The organism is Sphingomonas sp. CV7422, from assembly GCF_027945725.1.
GTDB classification, from domain to species: domain Bacteria; phylum Pseudomonadota; class Alphaproteobacteria; order Sphingomonadales; family Sphingomonadaceae; genus Sphingomonas; species Sphingomonas kyungheensis.
On record NZ_CP115900.1, the window covers coordinates 3226439 to 3245263 of the forward strand.

General features: G+C 68.2%; 14 protein-coding genes and 1 tRNA gene. 5 read left to right on the forward strand and 10 right to left on the reverse strand.

The genetic code is table 11. From position 1 onward, the window contains the following. Positions 1-108 precede the first annotated feature (108 nt). A complete protein-coding gene (locus PBN85_RS15320; RefSeq protein WP_271299530.1) occupies positions 109-3219 on the reverse strand; it encodes a TonB-dependent receptor in 3111 nt (1036 codons plus the stop codon). A gap of 239 nt (positions 3220-3458) precedes the next feature. On the opposite strand from PBN85_RS15320, the gene PBN85_RS15325 reads away from it, so the two are divergent. Both PBN85_RS15325 and PBN85_RS15330 read left to right on the forward strand, forming a co-directional pair. Next, positions 3459-5579 (forward strand): TonB-dependent siderophore receptor, encoded by a 2121-nt coding sequence (locus tag PBN85_RS15325; RefSeq protein WP_271299531.1) that lies wholly within the window; start codon positions 3459-3461, stop codon positions 5577-5579. A gap of 71 nt (positions 5580-5650) precedes the next feature. Beyond that, entirely contained in the window at positions 5651-5857 is a 207-nt protein-coding gene (locus PBN85_RS15330; RefSeq protein WP_037531954.1) for a hypothetical protein, read from the forward strand. A gap of 218 nt (positions 5858-6075) precedes the next feature. Here the strand turns inward: PBN85_RS15330 and PBN85_RS15335 are convergent. Beyond that, positions 6076-6150, reverse strand: a tRNA-Val gene (locus PBN85_RS15335). A 45-nt stretch (positions 6151-6195) separates the two neighbouring features. Then, a complete protein-coding gene (cpdR, locus tag PBN85_RS15340) occupies positions 6196-6573 on the reverse strand; it encodes a cell cycle two-component system response regulator CpdR (RefSeq protein WP_271299532.1) in 378 nt (125 codons plus the stop codon). A 97-nt stretch (positions 6574-6670) separates the two neighbouring features. Between cpdR and PBN85_RS15345 the strand changes: the two genes are divergently transcribed. Beyond that, complete coding sequence (locus PBN85_RS15345; RefSeq protein ID WP_271299533.1) at positions 6671-7525, forward strand: N-formylglutamate amidohydrolase; 855 nt, start codon at positions 6671-6673, stop codon at positions 7523-7525. 186 nt (positions 7526-7711) lie between these two features. Here PBN85_RS15345 and PBN85_RS15350 read toward each other — a convergent pair whose 3' ends face one another. From PBN85_RS15350 to PBN85_RS15360, 3 genes are all read right to left on the reverse strand, one after another. Next, on the reverse strand, positions 7712-8266 hold the full coding sequence (locus PBN85_RS15350) for a cytochrome b (RefSeq protein WP_271299534.1): 555 nt from the start codon (positions 8264-8266) through the stop codon (positions 7712-7714). 971 nt (positions 8267-9237) lie between these two features. Continuing rightward, positions 9238-9999, reverse strand: coding sequence for a SapC family protein (locus PBN85_RS15355; protein WP_037531947.1), 762 nt, complete (start codon positions 9997-9999; stop codon positions 9238-9240). Between the two features lie 56 nt (positions 10000-10055). Next, positions 10056-11489: an FAD-binding oxidoreductase gene (locus PBN85_RS15360; RefSeq protein ID WP_271299535.1), complete on the reverse strand. Its 1434-nt coding sequence runs from the start codon at positions 11487-11489 to the stop codon at positions 10056-10058. Positions 11490-11552: 63 nt separating this feature from the next. On the opposite strand from PBN85_RS15360, the gene PBN85_RS15365 reads away from it, so the two are divergent. Together PBN85_RS15365 and PBN85_RS15370 are read left to right on the forward strand one after the other, a co-directional pair. Next, positions 11553-12032 carry a hypothetical protein gene (locus PBN85_RS15365; protein WP_271299536.1) on the forward strand — a complete coding sequence of 160 codons (480 nt, stop codon included), beginning with the start codon at positions 11553-11555 and terminating at the stop codon, positions 12030-12032. Positions 12033-12170: 138 nt separating this feature from the next. Continuing rightward, positions 12171-13634: a DEAD/DEAH box helicase gene (locus PBN85_RS15370; RefSeq protein ID WP_271299537.1), complete on the forward strand. Its 1464-nt coding sequence runs from the start codon at positions 12171-12173 to the stop codon at positions 13632-13634. Positions 13635-13652: 18 nt separating this feature from the next. Here the strand turns inward: PBN85_RS15370 and PBN85_RS15375 are convergent, their stop codons facing one another. The 4 genes from PBN85_RS15375 to PBN85_RS15390 all read right to left on the reverse strand — a co-directional run bounded on the left by PBN85_RS15375 (position 13653) and on the right by PBN85_RS15390 (position 18661). Then, positions 13653-14279: a glutathione S-transferase family protein gene (locus PBN85_RS15375; RefSeq protein ID WP_271299538.1), complete on the reverse strand. Its 627-nt coding sequence runs from the start codon at positions 14277-14279 to the stop codon at positions 13653-13655. A gap of 17 nt (positions 14280-14296) precedes the next feature. After that, positions 14297-15151: a dienelactone hydrolase family protein gene (locus PBN85_RS15380; RefSeq protein WP_037531938.1), complete on the reverse strand. Its 855-nt coding sequence runs from the start codon at positions 15149-15151 to the stop codon at positions 14297-14299. Between the two features lie 388 nt (positions 15152-15539). Beyond that, positions 15540-16220 carry a DUF1013 domain-containing protein gene (locus tag PBN85_RS15385; protein ID WP_037531936.1) on the reverse strand — a complete coding sequence of 227 codons (681 nt, stop codon included), beginning with the start codon at positions 16218-16220 and terminating at the stop codon, positions 15540-15542. 557 nt (positions 16221-16777) lie between these two features. Beyond that, positions 16778-18661 (reverse strand): M61 family metallopeptidase, encoded by a 1884-nt coding sequence (locus tag PBN85_RS15390; protein ID WP_271299539.1) that lies wholly within the window; start codon positions 18659-18661, stop codon positions 16778-16780. Positions 18662-18825: the final 164 nt, after the last annotated feature.

Genomic DNA, 18825 nt, shown 5'->3' on the forward strand with positions numbered 1-18825 from the left:
GCTGTGCCGGTCGAGCCACCGGTCTAGCCGGAGCCCACCGTCAGGTCGATTTATTTGTCGTATTACAATGACTTGCCAGCCGTTTCCGGCGGGCAGGCCACGATGTCGTCAGAAGGCCAGGTTGATCCCGGTCGAGATACGGCGATCGCTCTGGAACCAGCTGCGGCCATAGAGCGCCCCGTTGGGATAGCCGCCCATCAACGTCCGCTGCGTCGCGCCAAGGATGTTGGTGAACTGCACGCCGAACGAGAAATTGTCGGTCACCTTGAAGCGCGCACCGCCATCCAGCGTACCATAGGCGCCGCCATAGACCGGCAGCGCGATCTGGATCGGCACCGCGGTCGCACCCGCCGACGGGTAATAATTATACGTCGGGTTGGTGCCGTTGCTGTTCGTCGTCTGCAGGTACCGCGACCGCCACGAATAAGCGACGCGGAACGACACCGCCTTGCGCTCGTACAGCAGGGTGACGTTGGCATTGTGCTTCGACAGGCCGATCAGCGGCGCGTCATTATGCGTGACGCCGTTGATGTCGCGATACAGATCGCCCGGGTTCTGGCTGTCGATGAACGTATAATTCGCCTCGAAGCCGAGACCCGCGAGCACGCCGGGCAGCATGTCGAGGAAGGCACGACCGCCGACCTCGACGCCCTTGACCGTCGCCGCCTTGGTCGCGTTGATATAGTCGGTCGCCGCGGCATTGACGTTCTCGCTGGTGCCGTCGGTGAACACCACCGTCACCTGCCGCTGCGTCAGCGAGTAGATCGGCAGGTTGGTCAGGCGCTTGTAGAACGGCGCGATGTGGAAGGCGGTACCGGCGCGGGCGTAATATTCGAATGACAGGTCGAAGTTGTTCGACATCGTCGGCTTGAGCAGCGGATTGCCCGTATCGGCGGTGAAGTTGGTGAAGATATTGGGCAGGCTGCTGGTGCCGCCGGTGTTGCCCGGATTGCTCGTCGTCGCCACACCGATGCTGCCCGACGCGCGCAGCGCGTTGAAGCTCGGCAGATCCATCGTGATGTTATAGCCGGCGCGGATTTTCGTCTTGCTGTTCGGCGCATAGTCGACGTTGATCGACGGCAGCCAGCGGGTGAATTCCGCCTTGCCGCCACGGGCGATGAAGGTCTGCGCCAGCGTCTGCGTCACGCCGTTGCGGACGAAGGTCGACGAATTCTGCTGGATGTAGCCGCTGCCCTCGTTCTGGATGTTGACGACGCGGACGCCGACGTTGCCCGAGATGCCGCCCTCCGGACGACCGAAGCGTGCCAAGGCGTAAGCGGCCTTGGTGATCGTCTTGTTGTCGACCTGATCGCCGGGCAGCACGAAACCGGCCGGACGGGTGATCTGCGAACCCCCACCATAGGTGCTGGAAGGCAGCGGACCCGATGCGGAGCAGTCGAACTGTGCCGTGGCGGGGCAGAAGCCCGCCGGCGGCGACGCGGTCAGTCCGGTCCGGTTGGCGACGAAGCGACGGGCCAGATCCTCGCTCGCGAACATCAGATTGCCCGGCAGGACCGTCTCGCCGCGGAAGAAGTCCTTGAACGCGTGATAGGTCGTGTCGCCCGGCGCGGCATTGGCATAGGTCAGCTGCGGATCGCCGTTCCAGCCGCGGCCCAGCGCGCTCCAGTTATAGCCGTTCTGGAGATCGCGTTCGGTCCGCTCGGCAGCGCGGGCACCGACCTTGATCGCCTTGAGGAAGCTGTCGTCGAAGGAATATTCGACATCGAGGTTCGCGGCATCGAGCCGGCCCTTGTTGCGCTCGTTATGCGGCATCGACGCCGACCAGAAATAGTTCGCCGGATTGGCGAAGCCGGCCTGCGCCGCGGCGGTGGTGGTGATCTGCGGCAGGTCGCCGGTCAGGTCCATGCCGAAGCCGGTGCCGAAGCTCAGATCGCGGAAGATGTCGAGACGATCGTAGATCTGCCGCGAATCGACACGCTGCAACGCGCCCTTGAACGACAGGTGGCTGTCGGTCGGCGCATAGTTGAACGCCAGCGAATAGTCGCGGGTGCGCGTGTTGCTGTCGACGAAACCCTTGTTGCCCGAGCTCGTCACCGGGCTGGTGCTGGGCAGGAAGGTATTGGTGTCGCGGTTGAACAGCGAGCTGGTCTTGGTCAGCGCGCCGTTGCTGTCGAAGCTGCTGCTCGCCGGGTCGACCGCGAGCGTCTGCGAGCTGACCTGCGCGCCGTAATCGCTCGACTGGCTCTTGTAGCGCGACTGGAAGAAGGTGCCGCTGAACGTCAGGTCGTCGGTCGGCGCCCACTGCACCGCGCCATAGATACCGTAGCGGCGATACTGGAACGCCTCGTCACCATAGGTGAAGCCGCCCGGGATATAGTAATCCTTACCGCTGATGTTGGTCTTGAAATAGGGCTCGGTGCGGATGAACTGCGACAGCGAGCTGAACTGGCTGTAGGCGATGTCGCCGAGAATGCCGATCTTGCCGATCGGCGTGTCGAACGACTTGGTGAGCAGCATCGACGCGGCCGGATCGGCCTTCTGCGCCATGTCGCCCATGCTCAACTCACCCGTCGCGGCCATATGCCAGTCGCCGTTGAAGTCGAAGGGCATCTTGGTGCGCAGGTCGATCTGCCCGCCGGTGCCGCCCTCGATCAGGTCGGCGGTGGATGCCTTGTAGACGTCGACCGCGGCCATCAGCTCGGGGGTGACGTCGCTCCACAGGATCGCGCGGCCGTTGTTGGCGCTGAAGATTTCGCGGCCGTTGAGGCGCGAGGCGACGCCGGTCAGACCGCGCACCTGCACGCCCGAGCCCTGCACCGAGAAGTGATCGGGATCGCCGAGCGCGGCGAAGCGCACGATCGACACGCCGGAGACGCGCTGCAACACTTCGGTGATGCTATTGTCTGGCAATTTGCCGGCCTCGTCGGCGACGACCGAGTCGATGATCGTCTCGCTGCGGCGCTTGCGCTCGTCGGCGGCCTGGAGCGCGGCACGACGACCGGTGACGACGATCTCTTCACCCGACGGCTGGTCTGCGGGCACCTGATCGGCGGTGGTCGCATTGCTGGTGAGGTCGCCCGCGGTGGTCGCCGCCTGGCCCGTCGCCTGTGGGATCGCACTCGTATCCGCCTGACCCAGCCCTTCGGCGAAAGCCGGCGTTGCAAGCGCGATCATGCCGAGCGCAAGGCTCGACACACCGGCACGCAGCGCAGCGTTGAAAGCCGGACGCTTGCCGTCCGCGGTCACGATCTTCGTCATCCCCATCCTCTCCGGCGCCCCAACCCGGCGCAAACTGAACCTCGCGCTTTATGGTAGCGCTAGCATTTTCATTAGTGGATTCCGGTCTTAGCGGCAATGTCAGACTTAGGACAATAAAGGAATGGGCCCGATATGTGACTATGATGTAACACCATCCTTCCCCATGGATTGGCTATTGCTATTCACTTGCAACAGCAGCGACAGCCGCTAAGAGGCTGGCAGCGATCAGGGAGTAGAGAATGACGGCGTTCATCGCGTTGATGGCGGCAAGCATGGTAGCGGCACCGGCGAACGACACCGCCGCCGATCCGCAACGCAGCAGCGACGATATCATCGTCACCGGCCAGCGCAGCGAGGGCACCGATTCCTACGGCGTCAAGACGCAGCGCACCGCGACCCGCCTGCCGCTCAGCCAGCGCGAGACGCCGCAATCGGTCAGCGTCGTCACCCGCGCGCAGATCGAGGATTTCCAGCTCAACGACGTCAATGCGCTGCTCGCCACCGTCCCCGGCGTCAACGTGCTCGCCGGCGAGACCGACCGTGTCTATTATTCGGCGCGCGGCTTCGACATCCAGACCTTCCAGATCGACGGCATCGGCCTGCCCTTCTCGTTCGGCATCCAGACCGGCTCGATCGACACCGCGATCTACGACCGGGTCGAGGTGGTGCGCGGCGCGCCCGGCCTGCTCTCGCCGACCGGCAATCCCTCGGCGGTGATCAACTTCATCCGCAAGCGCCCCTATCGCGAGCTGCACGCCACGGCGAGCGCGCAATATGGCTCGTTCGACAACAAGCGGATCGACGCCGACGTCAGCGTGCCGCTCACCGCCGACGGCAGCATCCGCGCCCGCGCGGTCGGCGCGCTGCTCGACACCGACAGCTATCTCGATCGCTACAGCCTGCGCCGCTGGACCGGCTATGGCATCGTCGAGGCGGATCTCGGCCCCAATACCGTCGTGTCGGCGGGCTATGGCCATCAGGACCATCAGAGCCGCGGCGCGATGTGGGGCGCGATCCCGCTTTATTATACCGACGGCAGCCGCATCGATTTCGCCCGCTCCGCCAATTACGCGCCGCGCTGGTCGGGCTGGAACGTCATCGACCGGCAGATCTTCGGCGACCTGACGCATGATTTCGGCAACGGCTGGACCGGCAAGATCTCGGCGCTGCGCAAGGCGACGAGCGAGAACGACCAGCTCTTCTACGTCTACGGCAACCCCGACCGCGCCACCGGCCTCGGCATCCAGACCTATCCGGGCGCCTTCTCCGGCGAGACGCGCAACCTGACGCTCGACGCCTATATCGGCGGCCCGGTGACGATCGGCGGGCGCAAGCATGACGTGATGGTCGGCGTGATGCGCGGGGCCGAGCGCTACCGGCAATATTCCAGCTACGACAACAGCGCGATCGGCGTGTCGCTGCCGCTCGATTCGCTGTTCGACGGCACCTTCCCGGCGCCGACCTTCCCCACCCCCTATACGCTCAGCCTCGACGTGCACACGCAGCGCGAGACGGTCTACGGCCTCGTCCGCCTCAACCCCGCCGATCCGCTCAAGGTGATGCTCGGCGCGAGCTACACGCATGCCAGCAACAGTGGCTATTCCTATGACGTGCCGACCAGCTTCGACGCCAAGCGCTTCCTGCCGTTCGTCGGCGCGACGCTCGACCTGTCGCCGACGATCAGCGCCTATGCGAGCTACGCGACGATCTTCAATCCGCAGAGCGAGTTCGACGCCAACAACCGCCAGCTCGCGCCGATCACCGGCGACAATATCGAAGCGGGGCTGAAGGGCGCGTGGTTCAACGGCCTGCTCAATGCCAGCGCCGCGCTATTCCAGGCGCGGCAGAACAACACCGCCGAATCGGCGGGCTTCGACACGACGCTCGGCCGCACCATCTATCGCGGCATCGATGCCCGCTCGCAGGGCGTCGAGCTCGAAGTCTCGGGCCAGCCGACGACGGGCGTGCAGGTCACCGGTGGCGTCACGCTGATGCGCATCCGCGGCGACGACACCACCGCGGTGCGCACCTTCGTGCCGCGCAGCACCGGGCGGCTCAACCTGACCTATACGCCGCAGGGCCTCGCCGCGCTCAAGCTCGGCGCGTCGCTCCAATATCAGGGGCGTTTCTATTTCGAGCCCGGCACGCTCTCGACCACCACCGGGCAGCCGATCCGCATCACCCAGGGCAGCGTCGCGACGCTCGGCCTGCTCGCCCGCTACGCGCTCACCGACCGGATCGCAGTCAGCGCCAATCTGCAGAATGTCACCAACGCCAAATATCTGACTGCGCTGACCTTCGACCAGAGCCGCTACGCCGCGCCGCGCTCGATCCTCGGCACGATCAGCGTCCGCTACTGACCGTGGCCGGCGCGGGACCGATGGCACCGCTCCCGCGCCCGATCGTTTCCTCATCCCCCAAGGAGACGATCATGGCCGACGACAAGAGCGAACCGCCCGTCCTGTACATGCCCGACAGCCCCAATGTCGGCGCCGCAGACCCGGACGGCGATCCCAACGACCCCAAGCGCGCCGCAAAGGATCAGGCGCGGGCCGACGACCTCGCCGCCAAGGTGGCGATCGGCGACGAACTGTCGGGCTATGAGAAGGTCGCCGGGCGCGGCATCGCGCAGGACTGACCGGATCGGCGTCGCGCGCCGGGCGGCACCGCCCGGCACGTGACGCCTGATTCGCCGCACCGGACGCCGCACGGGCGAGGCGTAGCGCGGAGGCACAAGGCCTCGCGCCGATGCACGGACGCATATCCGACGCACGACGATCACGATGGGGGGAGCGATGTGGCTCTATCCGATCCCTCTGGGGTGGAGGAATGCTGCCGGATAGAGCCAAATCAGGATGGTGGGCGTGGCAAGGATTGAACTTGCGACCCCTGCGATGTCAACACAGTGCTCTACCACTGAGCTACACGCCCGCCGGAGGTGGGCCATTAGCCGGGCTTGGCCGGCCTGGCAAGCGCTCAATTCAATCCGCTTGCACTTCCCGTCTCGAACACGCGATCGACCTCGGCGACGAGGTCGCGCAGGTGGAAGGGTTTGGACAGCACACGCGCATTGGGCATCTCGCGCCCCGCCTTCAGCGTCACCGCGGCGAAGCCGGTGATGAACATCACGCGCAGCCCCGGCACCAGCTCGGCGGCGCGGCGGGCGAGCTCGATGCCGTCCATCTCCGGCATGACGATGTCGGTGAGCAGCAGATCGAACGATTCGCGCTCCAGCAGCGGGATCGCCGCGGTGCCGCGATCCACCGCCGCCACCGCATAGCCGGCGCGCTCTAGCGCCCGGGTGAGATATTCGCGCATGACTTGATCGTCTTCGGCCAGCAGGATGCGGATCATCGCTCGGTCGGTCTCCCTGTGCACGCCCGCTCTATGATGCGCAGATGTAAAGATTTCCAGCGCGCCATGGCAGCGAAGGCGATAGGACGTGCCATAGATGGACGCAGCGTTCGACTCGATCGGCGGCACCGACCGCGACGGCGCACCGCTCAGCCCGGTGGTGCTGTCGGTGCCGCATGCCGGGCGCGACTATCCGGCGGCATTGCTCGGCGCGCTCCGCCTGCCCGCCACCGCGCTCGTCGCGCTCGAGGATCGCTTCGTCGACGCGGTGGCGGACGGCGCGCAGACGCGCGAGACGATGCTGGTCCAGCGCCGCGCGCGCGCCTGGATCGACCTCAATCGCGGCGAGAGCGAGCGCGACCCGCGTGTCGACGAAGGCGCGCGGCCGCAGGCGCTGCCCACCGCCTCCGCCAAGGTGCGCAGCGGACTGGGGCTGGTGCCGCGCCGCGGCGGCGCGGCGGGCGATCTGTGGCGGCGGCGGTTCAGCGCGGTCGAGGTCGCGGCGCGGATCGCGCAGGATCACCGCCCCTATCACGACGCGCTCGCCGCGGCGCTGGCGGCGGTGCAGCGCCGCTTCGGCGTCGCGGTGCTGCTCGACATCCATTCGATGCCGCCGCTCGGCGACCATGCCCGCGTCGTGCTCGGCGATCGTTTCGGCCAGGCGGCGGCGCCGCGCTTCATCGCCCGGCTCGAGGCGGAGGCGGCGCGCAGCGGACTGCGCAGCGCGCTCAACACGCCATATGCCGGCGGCCATATCCTCGAACGCCATGCCGCCCCCGCGCGCGGCATCCACGCGATCCAGATCGAATTCGACCGGACGCTCTATCTCGATGCCGCGCTCGACCAGCCCGGCGTCGGCCTGCCGATGGTCGTCGCGCTGCTGCGCCGGATGATCGCCGCGGTGGCGGACGAGGCGCTCGGCGACGACGGCCGCGCGCTCGCGGCGGAATGACATAAAAAAACCACCCCGTGCAGAAGCACGGAGTGGCCAAGGTTCAGGGAGGAGACACACTGAAAGTGTGTCATACGGGCTCGCGAAAGGGGGGACACGAGCGCCGTACTTCTGTAAAATAGGCGAGCCGCCGATTGGTTCAACCCCCGCCCCGCAAGGCGGTGTTTTTTCCTGATGAAATGGCTTTTACCGGTCGAGCGCGGGCGCCATCCGCGCCAGCACCGAGTCGCGCAGCAGCAGATGGTGGCGCAGCGCCGCCGCGACGTGCAGCACGACCAGCGCGAGCATCAGCCAGCCGAGCAGGCCATGCGCATTGTGGCCGAGATCGGCCGCGCCCTCGCCGACCGGCAGCTTGGGCACGTCGAACAGCCCGAACCAGCTCAGCGGCCGCGCCGGCCCCGGTCCCGGCGGGCCGGAGACCATCATCCACCCGGTCAGCGGCATCGCCACCATCAGCAGATACAGGCTCCAGTGCGTCGCATGCGCGAGGCCCTTCTCCCAGCCGGGCGTGCCCGCGAGCAGCGGCGGCGGGCGATGCGTCAGCCGCCACGCGACGCGCGCGGCGGTGAGCGCCAGCACGGTGATGCCGATCGCCTTGTGCGCCCCCATCAGCGCCCGCAGCGCCGGGATGCCGTCATGGCCGATGCCGATGATCAGATTGGCGATGACCAGCGCCGCGATCGTCCAGTGGAAGGCGATCGCCACGCTGGAATAGCGCTCGCCGCGCAGCCGTTCCGCCATATCCCGCTCCTCGCCGTCAGAGCCGTACCATCGCTGCGCCGCCGTAAGCGGTCAAGCCCGGCGGAGGCGGGCCCTGCGCGAACCGCCCCCGCATCGTCGGGTGCGTCGGAGGCGCGCGCCCTCGAGCGATTGTCGGCCTTAGGCCAGGCGTCTCGCCCATCCGGACTTGGAGCCAAGTCCGCCGTACTGCGAAATCAGCGGCTTACGGTGTGCCGGAACCGCGGAGGCCGGAGCAGGTGCGGCATGACGGAGCCGAGAAGCGACTTCGCGGAGGCTGTGAAGAGGCCGAAACAAAAAGTTCGCGCCGGTCGCTTCCCCACCCCTCTCCGCGCCTCCGCGCCTCCGCGTGAACCAATCTCCGGCCCACTGCTGTCATGGCATGAAAGATCACGCGACGACGCGAAGACGCGAAGAGAAAAGGAGGTTCACGCGGAGGCGCGGAGGCGCGGAGGAGGGTCAGGAACGCCGTCCCGCATCGCGATGAGCGAAGAAGCTTTCGAAACAGGAGCGTCGGAACGTGTCGTCACGCGCAGCACCTTTGCGCCTTTGCATGATCCAGATCCGAAGACAGTCGCTGAGCGGTCGGCAAAAGGGCGAGGCGGGTATCAGATCAAGGCCGTCCACCGTCACGCTGCCACGCTGCCACGCGATCTGTACACGTATGAGCTACGATACCTCGCAGGGGCCGAAGCCCCAGCAGTGCTCCCGCGAAGGCGGGAGCCCAGTGTTCTTTCCACCGCAAGCCGTTGCTCTGCTTGACCACTGGATTCCCGCCTGCGCGGGAATACTGGCGCGACCGGCGATCCCGCGCCGACTCGCGCTCAGATCGCGGCCTCGCGTGCGGACCAAACACTCATCTGAGCCGCGAAGGCGGCGCAGCTCCACGCGCGCGCCGCACTTCGCCGGAAACACCGCCCCGCCCCGGCAACAGCGGGCGACGCCGCATCCCGCGACGCCGCCCGCCCGCAGGATCAGACCAGCTGCGGCTGCGGCACCTTGCCCTGCTGCGACTGGCGGCCGAAGATCTCGCGCATCAGCGACAGCGAGAAGAGGTGCGCGTAGAGCAGCGGCAGCATGCCCGACTGGCTCATCTTGCGCAGCTGGTCGCCGCGCAGACCGGCGAGCTTCTCCTCGTTGATCATCTGGAAGCCGCGATAGACGAACGGCTGCTGGGTCTCGTCGACCTGGATGGTGACCTCGCCCTCCATCAGCAGCTCCTGCTCGCGCAGCTCGTTCATGAACGCCTGCGTGCGGGCGCCGGCCTGTTCGAACTGTTCGGCGAAATCGAGGATCGACTTGGTCACCTGGCTCGGCTGGCCGTTTTCGAACAGCGCCTCGCCGTCGTCATACGGCCCGAGCGCCTCCGACGTCGGATCGAAGCACAGCGACAGCTCCTCGGCGTCAGGGCGCAGCCGCGCCAGCATGTACGGATAGCGGCGGACATAGGCGGGGACGTAGAAATTGTTTTCGGTCAGCTTGCCGTCGTCGCCCATGAAGACGTTGACGCCCTCGTTGAGGCCCATCAGCGCCAGCGGGATGGCATCGTCGCCGACCGAGAAGACGATCGGCATGTGGCGCTGCACCAGCGGGAATTCGTCGGTGGTGATCGGAATCGCATGCTGCCCGACCAGGAAGGGCGCGCTGTCCTGCTGGCGGATGCGCCAATTGGCATGCGTCTCGCTCGAGAGCGGCTCGAGGCCGTTGTAGAACAAAGGAAGCGGCGCACTGGCCATGGGAACTCTCTCCGTCGTGGATAGTTTGCGGCGCAGCCGCAGGCTGGCCGGCTGCTCTATTGGCCGGCGCGCGTGGGCGCAAGCGTGACGAGCTTGCCGGGATTGAGGATGCCGAGCGGGTCCATCGCCGCCTTCACCGCGCGCAGCGCCGCGAGCCGCGCCGGCGACGAGGTGCGTTCGAGCTCGTCGCGCTTCATCTGGCCGATGCCATGTTCGGCGGCGATCGATCCCCCCGCCGCGATCACCAGATCGTCGACGAAGCGCGTCACCACCGGTACCTCCTCCGCATACCAGCGCGCCGGATCGGTGCCGGGTGCAGCGCGGACGTGGAAATGGACGTTGCCGTCGCCGAGGTGGCCGAAGCCGCTCGCGCGGCAGCCGGGGAAGCGCGCCTCGCACGCCGCCGCCGCCTCGATCATGAAGCGCGGCATCGTCTCGACCGGCACCGACAGATCATGCTGCGACGCCGGGCCGAGCGCCCGTTCCGCGTCGGAAATCGATTCGCGCAACCGCCAGAAGTCCGCCGCTTGCGCCGCGCTGGTCGCGATCGTCGCATCGGCGATCAGCCCGTCGGCGAGCGCCTCGCCGAGCCATCGCTCGGTCAGCGCCGCGCCGGCGGGATCGCTGTGCTCGATCAGCAGATGCCAGGCCGCCGTCGTCGCGACCGGCGCGCGTGCGCCGGGTACGTAGGCGAGCACCGCGGCGAGCGTCTCCTGCGGCAGGATCTCGAAACTCTCCAGCGCATCGCTGCCCGCCTGGCAGCGGCGCAGCAGCGTCAGCGCCGCCGCCGGATCGCGCACTGCCGCCCAGGCGGTGGCCCGCGTCGCCGGCTCGGGCGCGAGACGCAGCGTCGCCGCGGTGACGATGCCGAGCGTCCCTTCCGCGCCGATCAGCAATTGCGTCAGGTCGTAACCGCGATTGTCCTTCTTGAGCGGCGCCAGCCCGTCATGCACGCTGCCGTCGGCCAGCACCACCTCGAGCCCCGCGACCAGCCCGCGCATCGATCCGAAGCGCAGCACCTGCGTGCCCCCGGCATTGGTCGAGACGAGCCCGCCGACCGTCGCATGCCCCTTCGCGCCCAGCGTCAAAGGGAAACGCCGGCCCGCCGCCAGCGCCGCATCGTGCAGGTCGGACAGGATCACCCCCGCCTCCGCCACGGTGAGGTTCGCCGCCGCATCGAGGCGGCGGATCGCGGTCATCCGCCGCAGCGACAGGATCAGCGCCGATCCGTCCGCGGGCGGCGTCGCGCCGCCGACCATCGAACTGTTGCCGCCCTGCGGCACCAGCGGAACGCCATGCGCCGCGGCGGCGGTGACCACCGCGCTCACCTCCGCGGTCGAGGCGGGGGCGAGCAGCGCCGGGGCGGCGCCGTGGAAGCGCCGCCGCCAGTCGACCAGCCATGGCGCGATCCGCTCGGCATCGGTGACGATCCCCTTGGGCCCGAGCGTCGCGGCGAGCGAGTCGAGCAGGGCGGTCTGCGCAGGCGTCATGACAGGATCGCTACCGGAAGTTCATCGCGCGTTCAACGATCCGGGCTAAGGGGCGGGCAAGACATGCTGCATCCCGCGCTTTCCATCCTGCTGCTCGCCGTCACCGCGCCCGCCGTCGCGGCGCTCGACGCCGCACCTCCCGACGCCGTGCCGGCGCAGCAGTCGCTCGACGGCACGATGGTTGCGCAGATGACGATCCGCGAACGCGTCGTCATCCGCGTGCCGCGGATGAGCGCGGCGTCGCGGCTGCCCGTCCCTGTGCCGGTCCGCTACAAGGAGAAGAAGGGCCCCAAATGCGTCGCCGCGGCGGAGCTGGCCGGCGCGCTGATCCAGGAGCCCGGCGCGGTCGATCTGGTGATCACCGGCGGCAAGCGGCTGCGCGCGCGGCTCGACAAGGATTGCGGGCCGCTCGATTATTATGCCGGCTTCTACCTGCGCCCCGCCGCCGACGGCAAGGTCTGCGCCGGTCGCGACGTGCTGCGCATGCGATCGGGCGCGAGCTGCGGCATCGCCACCTTCCGCACGCTCGTCGCCGCCAAATAATCCGCGCCGGTCGCCGCAATAGAGCGCCACGGCCAGCCAATTCTTGACTTTTCCGGCCAAATCCGCAAGCGCCGGCGGCAAGGACCGCGCAGGCGCGCGTGGCCGTTCTTATCCGGATCCTTGCATGAGCCTTATGGCATGAGCTTCGCCGACCTCGGCCTCTCCGACGGACTGCTCAAGGCGGTCACCGACGCCGGCTATACCGAGCCGACGCCGATCCAGGCCTCCGCCATCCCCAGCGTGCTGATGATGCGCGACCTGATCGGCATCGCCCAGACCGGCACCGGCAAGACCGCCGCCTTCGTGCTGCCGATGATCGACATCCTCGCCCATGGCCGCAGCCGGGCGCGCATGCCGCGCAGCCTGATCCTCGAACCGACGCGCGAACTCGCCGCGCAGGTCGCCGAGAATTTCGAGAAATACGGCGCCGGCACCAAGCTGTCGATGGCGCTGCTGATCGGCGGCGTGTCGATGGGCGATCAGATCAAGGCGCTGGAGAAGGGCGTCGACGTGCTGATCGCGACGCCGGGGCGGCTGATGGACCTGTTCGGTCGCGGCAATATCCTGCTCACCGGCTGTTCGATGCTGGTCATCGACGAGGCGGACCGGATGCTCGACATGGGGTTCATCCCCGACATCGAGGAAATCTGCACCAAGCTGCCCAAGCAGCGCCAGACCCTGCTCTTCTCGGCGACGATGCCGCCGCCGATCAAGAAACTCGCCGACAAGTTCCTCGACAATCCCAAGATGATCGAGGTGTCGCGCCCCGCCTCGACCAACCTCAACATCAAGCAGTTCCTCGTCCCCGTCTCCGGCAATGCGATGAAGAAGCGCGAGGCGCTGCGCCAGTTGCTCGGCCAGGACGAGGTGCGCAACGCGATCATCTTCTGCAACCGCAAGACGACGGTGCGCGAGCTCAACAAAAGCCTCAAGAAGCACGGCTTCAAGGCGGGCGAGATCCATGGCGACATGGAGCAGGCGCAGCGGATCGCCGAGCTCGACCTGTTCAAGGACGGCAAGATCAACATCCTCGTCGCGTCCGACGTCGCCGCGCGCGGGCTCGATATCAAGGGCGTCAGCCACGTCTTCAACTTCGATGCGCCGTGGCATCCCGACGATTACGTCCACCGCATCGGCCGCACCGGCCGCGGCGGCGCGACCGGCATCGCCTATACGCTGATCACCGGCGAGGATGCCGAGAACATCCAGAATATCGAGAAGCTGACCGGCCAGAAGATCGAACGCCTGACGCTCGACACGCCGGCGACCGAACCCGCCGCCCCCGCCGGTGCGGCGGAGGAACAGGCCGCTCCTGCGCCGCGCGCGCGCCGCGAGCGCGAGCCGCGCCGCGACCGTCGCACTGCGGGCCAGGGCGAGCCGCGGTCGCAGGACTCGTTGCCGGACGCCGCTCAGCCCCAGTCGCAGCAGGCCCCGCGCGCGGAACGTCCGGCACCGGCCGCGCCGGCGCGCCAGGCCGACCGCCGCCCGCGGCGCGATCAGCAGGACGACGGACCCGACGACGGTTGGAACGGCCCGATCCCGGACTTCCTGTCCTATTCGTTTGGCCTACCCGCTCCGTCTGACCACGCCGCCGACGCCTGAGCGCAAGCGGCGACGGACCTAGCCCTTCGCCGCCGCCTCCGCCAGCAGCGCATCGTCGATCGCCGCGGCGCGCCGGAACGCCTCGCGCGCGGTCAGCCGGTCGATGTACGCCGCGAGCCCCTCGGTCTTCGGCAGCAGGCCGAATTGCGTGTACCACATCGCCGCCGAGCCGACGTAGACGTCCGCCGCGGTGAAGCGGTCGCCGGCGATATACGGCCGGCGCGACACCGCCGCGTCGAACACGCCGGTGACGAGGTCGAACGTGCCGTAGCCCGCCATCCGCTGCATCTGCGGCTCGGTCTCGACCTTCATCGCGCGATTGACCACCGCCGCCTCGAGCGGGCCCGCGGCGAAGAACAGCCAGCGATAATAGTCGCCCCGCTCCGCTGCGGTCGGCGCGAGGCCGGCGTCGGGGAAGGTCTCGGCGAGATAGGCGCAGATCGCCGCACCCTCGGTCACCACCGTCTCGCCGTGGACGATCGCCGGCACCTTCATCATCGGGTTGATCGCACGATAGGCGTCGGCCTTGAGGCTCGTCGCATAGTCGAGCACCACCGTGTCATAGGCCGCGCCGCTCTCCTCGAGCATCCAGCGGGCGATCCGGCCGCGCGACTGCGGATTGGTATAGAAGGTCAGCGCCGTCATCGTCCCGCCCCCCGCGCTCACAGCTGCCGCTTGAACAGATCGAGCATCCGACCCCAGGCGCGCTCGGCCTGTGGCTTGTTGTAGACCTTGCTGTCGGGGACGCACCAGCCGTGCATCGCACCGGCATAGACCTCGATCTCGGCGGGGCGCTTGGCGGCGGCGAACGCTTCGCGCAGCACGGTCTTGTCGTTCGGGCTGCGCGCATCGTCGTTGCTGGCGATCGCGATCAGATAGCCGCCGGCCAGCTTCGGCACCAGGAGGTGCGGACTGTCCGGTCCGTCGCTGACCAGCCCCGCGCCGTGGAACGACCCGCCGGCATGGACGCGTGCCGGCTTGGCGGCGGCGGTGCGCAGCACCATCGGTCCGCCCATGCAATAGCCGGCGCTGCCGATGCCGCGCCGGGTGTCGACCTCCGTCTGCAGGTCGAGGAAGGCGAGGAACACCTCCGCATCGCTGGTCGTCGCCGCCGCGGTCAGCGCCGCGCGCCACGGCATGATCCGGTCGCGCACCGCCGGCTGGTCGAAGCTCTCGCCCGGCGCGATGATCGGCGCCTTGGCCGAGCGGTAGAATTGGTTGACGACCAGCACGGCATAGCCCGATTGCGCGAGCCGGTCAGCCATCGCCCGGAAGGCGGGGCGCAGGCCCATGATATCGGGCCACATCAGCACGCCGGGCGAACGGGTGCCGGTCGGCGCGGTGAAATAGGCGTCACACTGGCCGTCGGGCGTGGTGATCGTCACGTCGCGCCCCTTGATCGGCTTGGCATCCGCCGGCGCCGGCAGCACCAGCGCCGCCCCCACCGCCCCGGCCGCCGCACCGAGCTGCCGCCGCGTCAGCCGACCATTGTCCTCGGCGGTGAGTTCGTCGCACATGCCTGCTCTCCCTTGCGTTCGCGGGAGGCTAGCCGAGCGCGCGGGGACGCGCCAGTGGGGTGTGACGGTGGCCGGGTGGCGGCGCTGCGGACTTGAGGCCGAGCGATCATCACGCCAGTATTCCTGCGAACGCAAGAATCCAGGGCGGCGCAAGACAAGGGCTCGTAGCTCTCGGAACCCTCGGCTCCTGCTTCCGCAGGAGCACTGGAGCAGCGGTATGTCCGCTCACGCGAATCCTCTGTCCGGGGTGACGGTGCGTCCAGGGCGGCGCGACGTTTTGCAGAGGTCCCGCGCCGGCGAGCTACCAGCCGCCAAGCAGAACAGCGGTTTACGGCCGCCACACCCCGCAACGGCGGTCGCCCAACCGGCGCGCCCGCCCCTTACCACATCAGCGCTTGAACGGATCCTGGAACAGCGCCGCCGCCGCCGACGCCGGGTCCTGATCCGCCACGTCGACGCCGCGCGCCGCCGCGTCGCGCTCGGCGCGCAGGCTGGCGATCAGCGCCTCGCGATCGCCCTCCAGCCGCGTGTCGGCCGGCGCCGCCTCGGCGCCCGACGCCTTCGACGCCTTGGCCACCGCCGCGTCGAGCTCGCGCTGCGTCGTCAGGCCGAGCGTCACCGGGTCCTTCGGCGTGATGTTGCCGATGTTCCAGTGGCTGCGGTCGCGGATCGCGGCGATCGTCGTGCGCGTCGTGCCGATCAGGTTGCTGATCGCACCGTCGGTGATCTCGGGATGGTTGCGGATGATCCAGGCGATGCCGTCCGGCTTGTCCTGCCGCTTGCTGACCGGCGTGTAGCGCGGCCCCTTGGTGCGGCGGACCTGCTCGGGGCCCTTGATCATCTTGAGGCGATAGGCGGGATCGGCCTGCCCCTTGTCGATCTCCTCCTGCGTCAGCTCGTGCGCGCGGACGGGATCGCGCCCGGTCAGCTTGGAGGCGGCGGTATCGTCGGCGATCGCCTGGATCTCGAGGATATGCAGGCCGCAGAAATCGGCGATCTGGTCGAACGACAGCGACGTATTGTCGACCATCCAGGACGCGGTCGCATGGGGCATAAGAGGCTGGGCCACGGGGGAACTCCGTCGGATCATCTGGGTCGGAAACAAATAGGGCCGCCCCTTGCCGGAGCGGCCGCTGCCTAACCCCCCGTGTACCCCGCGGCGCTGCGAAGGGCAACCCGAGTGTTATCTGGCAGGATTGGTCGCTCTCCCGCCGACGATCGCCACGACACCCGCCTCAGCCGAGCGGCGCGCGAAGACATGCGCAAGGACGACCTGCCCTTCGAAAATCTTCCTCCGCGCCTCCGCGCGAACCAAGACCCGACCGAGCCAAGGAAAGGGGATCGTAACGGCAAACGCCCCCCTGCCCCGCCCCCAACCTCCAAAAATAAGAAGCACTCACGCGAAGACGCGAAGAGAAAAGCTACCGGACGGGCTCGAGCTCGGGAGCGCTCACACGCCAGGACGCACGCCCAATCTTCTCCCCTTCGCGTCTTCGCGTCTTCGCGTGACTCACATTCTCACGCGGAGGCGCGGAGAACTCTCCGGATGCGACGACCCGGATCGCCCCAGCCGCCCCCCCGGCGCCGAAGACCGACCCCCTCTGCGCCCTCCGCGCCGCCGCGCGCCTATTTCCCCAGCCACGCAGCGCGGAACGCCATCTGCGCCGGCGATACCGCCACCCCCGCCGTCTCGCCGCGCACCACCTCGAACGACGGATCGGTGCCGAGCGTCATCACCGCATCGCGCACGACGCCGCGCTGGCGGAAGCGGATCGCGACACGGTCGCCCGGCCGATGCGTCGCCAGCGCCGCCAGCGCCGAGGCCGCATCGCCGACCGAAGCGCCGTCGAGCGCCAGCACCATGTCCCCGCGCTCGACTCCCGCCGCATAGGCCGGCGCATCGGGCCGCGGCGGCGCGGCGACGATCACGTCGCCCGCCTCCCCCGCCGCGAGCGTCAGCCCCGACCAGCCATGCGCCGGATCGACAGGCCGCATCACCAATCCCGCCTGACGCAGCAGCGGCGCATAATCGGGCAGCGCGCTCGCATGGATGGAGCGATCGAAGAAGGCCTTGGCGAACCCCGCGTCGGTCAGCTCGGCGAGCCCGCGTTCGAGGTCGGCGGGTGTATAGGGGCGCTCACTGGCGCCGCGCGTCGTCCACAGGTGGCGCATATAGGCGTCGAGCGACAGCCGCGGATCGCGCTGCCGCAGCTCGAGGTCGAGCGCCAGCGCGATCACCGCGCCATAGGGATAATAGGAGACGAAGATATTGGGATTGACCGGATCGATCGACTTGGCGGCATCGACGAAGGGCGCGCGCAGGCTCATCTCCTCCGGTCCGCCGTAGCGCCGCGCCGGGCTGGTGACGACGCCGCTCAGCGTGCCGCCGAGCGTGCGCAGGAAGTCGTCGACGCTCATCTCGCCGGCGCGGCGGATCATCAGCGGCCCGTAATATTGCGTGAAGCCTTCGGCGAACCACAAGCTCGGCGTCGGATTGGCGCGGGTGAAGTCGAACGGCTCCAGCTCGGCGGGGCGCAGCCGCTCGACGTTCCAGCTGTGGACGAACTCGTGGCTCAGCGTGTTGAGCTGTGCGAACTTCGCCTCGGCGAGCCCGCGCTTGTCGGTGATGATCGTCGAGTTGCGATGCTCCATGCCGTCGCCGGTGATCTGCGGCAGATAGTCGGCGATGAACGTATAGGTGCCGTAATCATAACGCGGCGCCTGGCCGAACAGCGCATAATGCTGCGCGATCACCCGCTTGACCTTGGCGGTATAGACGTCGAGGTCGGCGTCGCTGCCGGCGTGGTGCACCGCCAGCCGCACGACATACCGTTTGCCGAGCGCATCGGTGATCGGCCATTCGCGCAGCGAAAAGGCGCTGATCTCGGTCGGGCTGTCCATGAAATATTGCAGATTGGGCGCCCAGAAGCTGTTCGTCCCCTGCCCCGCCGGCAATTGCGTCGCGATCCGCCAGCGGGGATCGAAGGGGTGGAAGCGCACGCGGATCGGCTGGTCGTCATAGCCCTGCGCCCACAAGAAGGTCGCAGGCATGTTGAGATGCGCGTGGCTGGTGTCGATCTGCGCATAGGTGCCGTCGCCCCAGTCGCCGTACAGCGTATAGGTGACGACGACGGTGCCGTCATGCCCCGCCACCGTCCAGCCATAGGGATCGCTGCGGATCACGGGGAGCGGCCGCCCGGCGCCATCCTTCGCCGAGACGGCATAGACGTTCTTGGCAAATTCGTGGATCGCATAGCGTCCGGGCGACGAGCGCGCCATCTGCACGCGCAGCGGCCCGGCCGGCACGCGCGCATAGGTGGCGGTGATCTGCGCCTCGTGATGCGCCGCATTGGCGAAGGACACGTCATAGGACGTTCCCGCCCGCGCGCCCGGATCCTGCGCGCGCTGCGCCGCCTCCGCCTGCGCGCCGGTCTGCGCCTGCGCCGGTGCCTGCGAGACGGCCGTGACCGCCATCACCGCTGCCGCCATCACCCCGAATTTGATCGTCATCGCGTCCCCGCCGTCGTTTCGCTCACTATTGGCAGCCGCCGCCGCGCCGGTCCACCGGTGTGCGACGACGGCTCTCTCGTCGCCGGTCATCTGCAATGCCCCTGATATTTCGCGGCTCGCCACCGTGACCGCGCATGATCCGTCTATAATGGAGCGGGCGGGGG

What these genes read in the sequence shown, in the direction of transcription:
- PBN85_RS15320 (WP_271299530.1), bottom strand. Translation starts at nt 3,219, where the DNA reads ATGACGAAGATCGTGACCGCGGACGGCAAGCGTCCGGCTTTCAACGCT.
- PBN85_RS15325 (WP_271299531.1), top strand. Translation starts at nt 3,459, where the DNA reads ATGACGGCGTTCATCGCGTTGATGGCGGCAAGCATGGTAGCGGCACCG.
- PBN85_RS15330 (WP_037531954.1), top strand. Translation starts at nt 5,651, where the DNA reads ATGGCCGACGACAAGAGCGAACCGCCCGTCCTGTACATGCCCGACAGC.
- cpdR (WP_271299532.1), bottom strand. Translation starts at nt 6,573, where the DNA reads ATGATCCGCATCCTGCTGGCCGAAGACGATCAAGTCATGCGCGAATAT.
- PBN85_RS15345 (WP_271299533.1), top strand. Translation starts at nt 6,671, where the DNA reads ATGGACGCAGCGTTCGACTCGATCGGCGGCACCGACCGCGACGGCGCA.
- PBN85_RS15350 (WP_271299534.1), bottom strand. Translation starts at nt 8,266, where the DNA reads ATGGCGGAACGGCTGCGCGGCGAGCGCTATTCCAGCGTGGCGATCGCC.
- PBN85_RS15355 (WP_037531947.1), bottom strand. Translation starts at nt 9,999, where the DNA reads ATGGCCAGTGCGCCGCTTCCTTTGTTCTACAACGGCCTCGAGCCGCTC.
- PBN85_RS15360 (WP_271299535.1), bottom strand. Translation starts at nt 11,489, where the DNA reads ATGACGCCTGCGCAGACCGCCCTGCTCGACTCGCTCGCCGCGACGCTC.
- PBN85_RS15365 (WP_271299536.1), top strand. Translation starts at nt 11,553, where the DNA reads ATGCTGCATCCCGCGCTTTCCATCCTGCTGCTCGCCGTCACCGCGCCC.
- PBN85_RS15370 (WP_271299537.1), top strand. Translation starts at nt 12,171, where the DNA reads ATGAGCTTCGCCGACCTCGGCCTCTCCGACGGACTGCTCAAGGCGGTC.
- PBN85_RS15375 (WP_271299538.1), bottom strand. Translation starts at nt 14,279, where the DNA reads ATGACGGCGCTGACCTTCTATACCAATCCGCAGTCGCGCGGCCGGATC.
- PBN85_RS15380 (WP_037531938.1), bottom strand. Translation starts at nt 15,151, where the DNA reads ATGTGCGACGAACTCACCGCCGAGGACAATGGTCGGCTGACGCGGCGG.
- PBN85_RS15390 (WP_271299539.1), bottom strand. Translation starts at nt 18,661, where the DNA reads ATGACGATCAAATTCGGGGTGATGGCGGCAGCGGTGATGGCGGTCACG.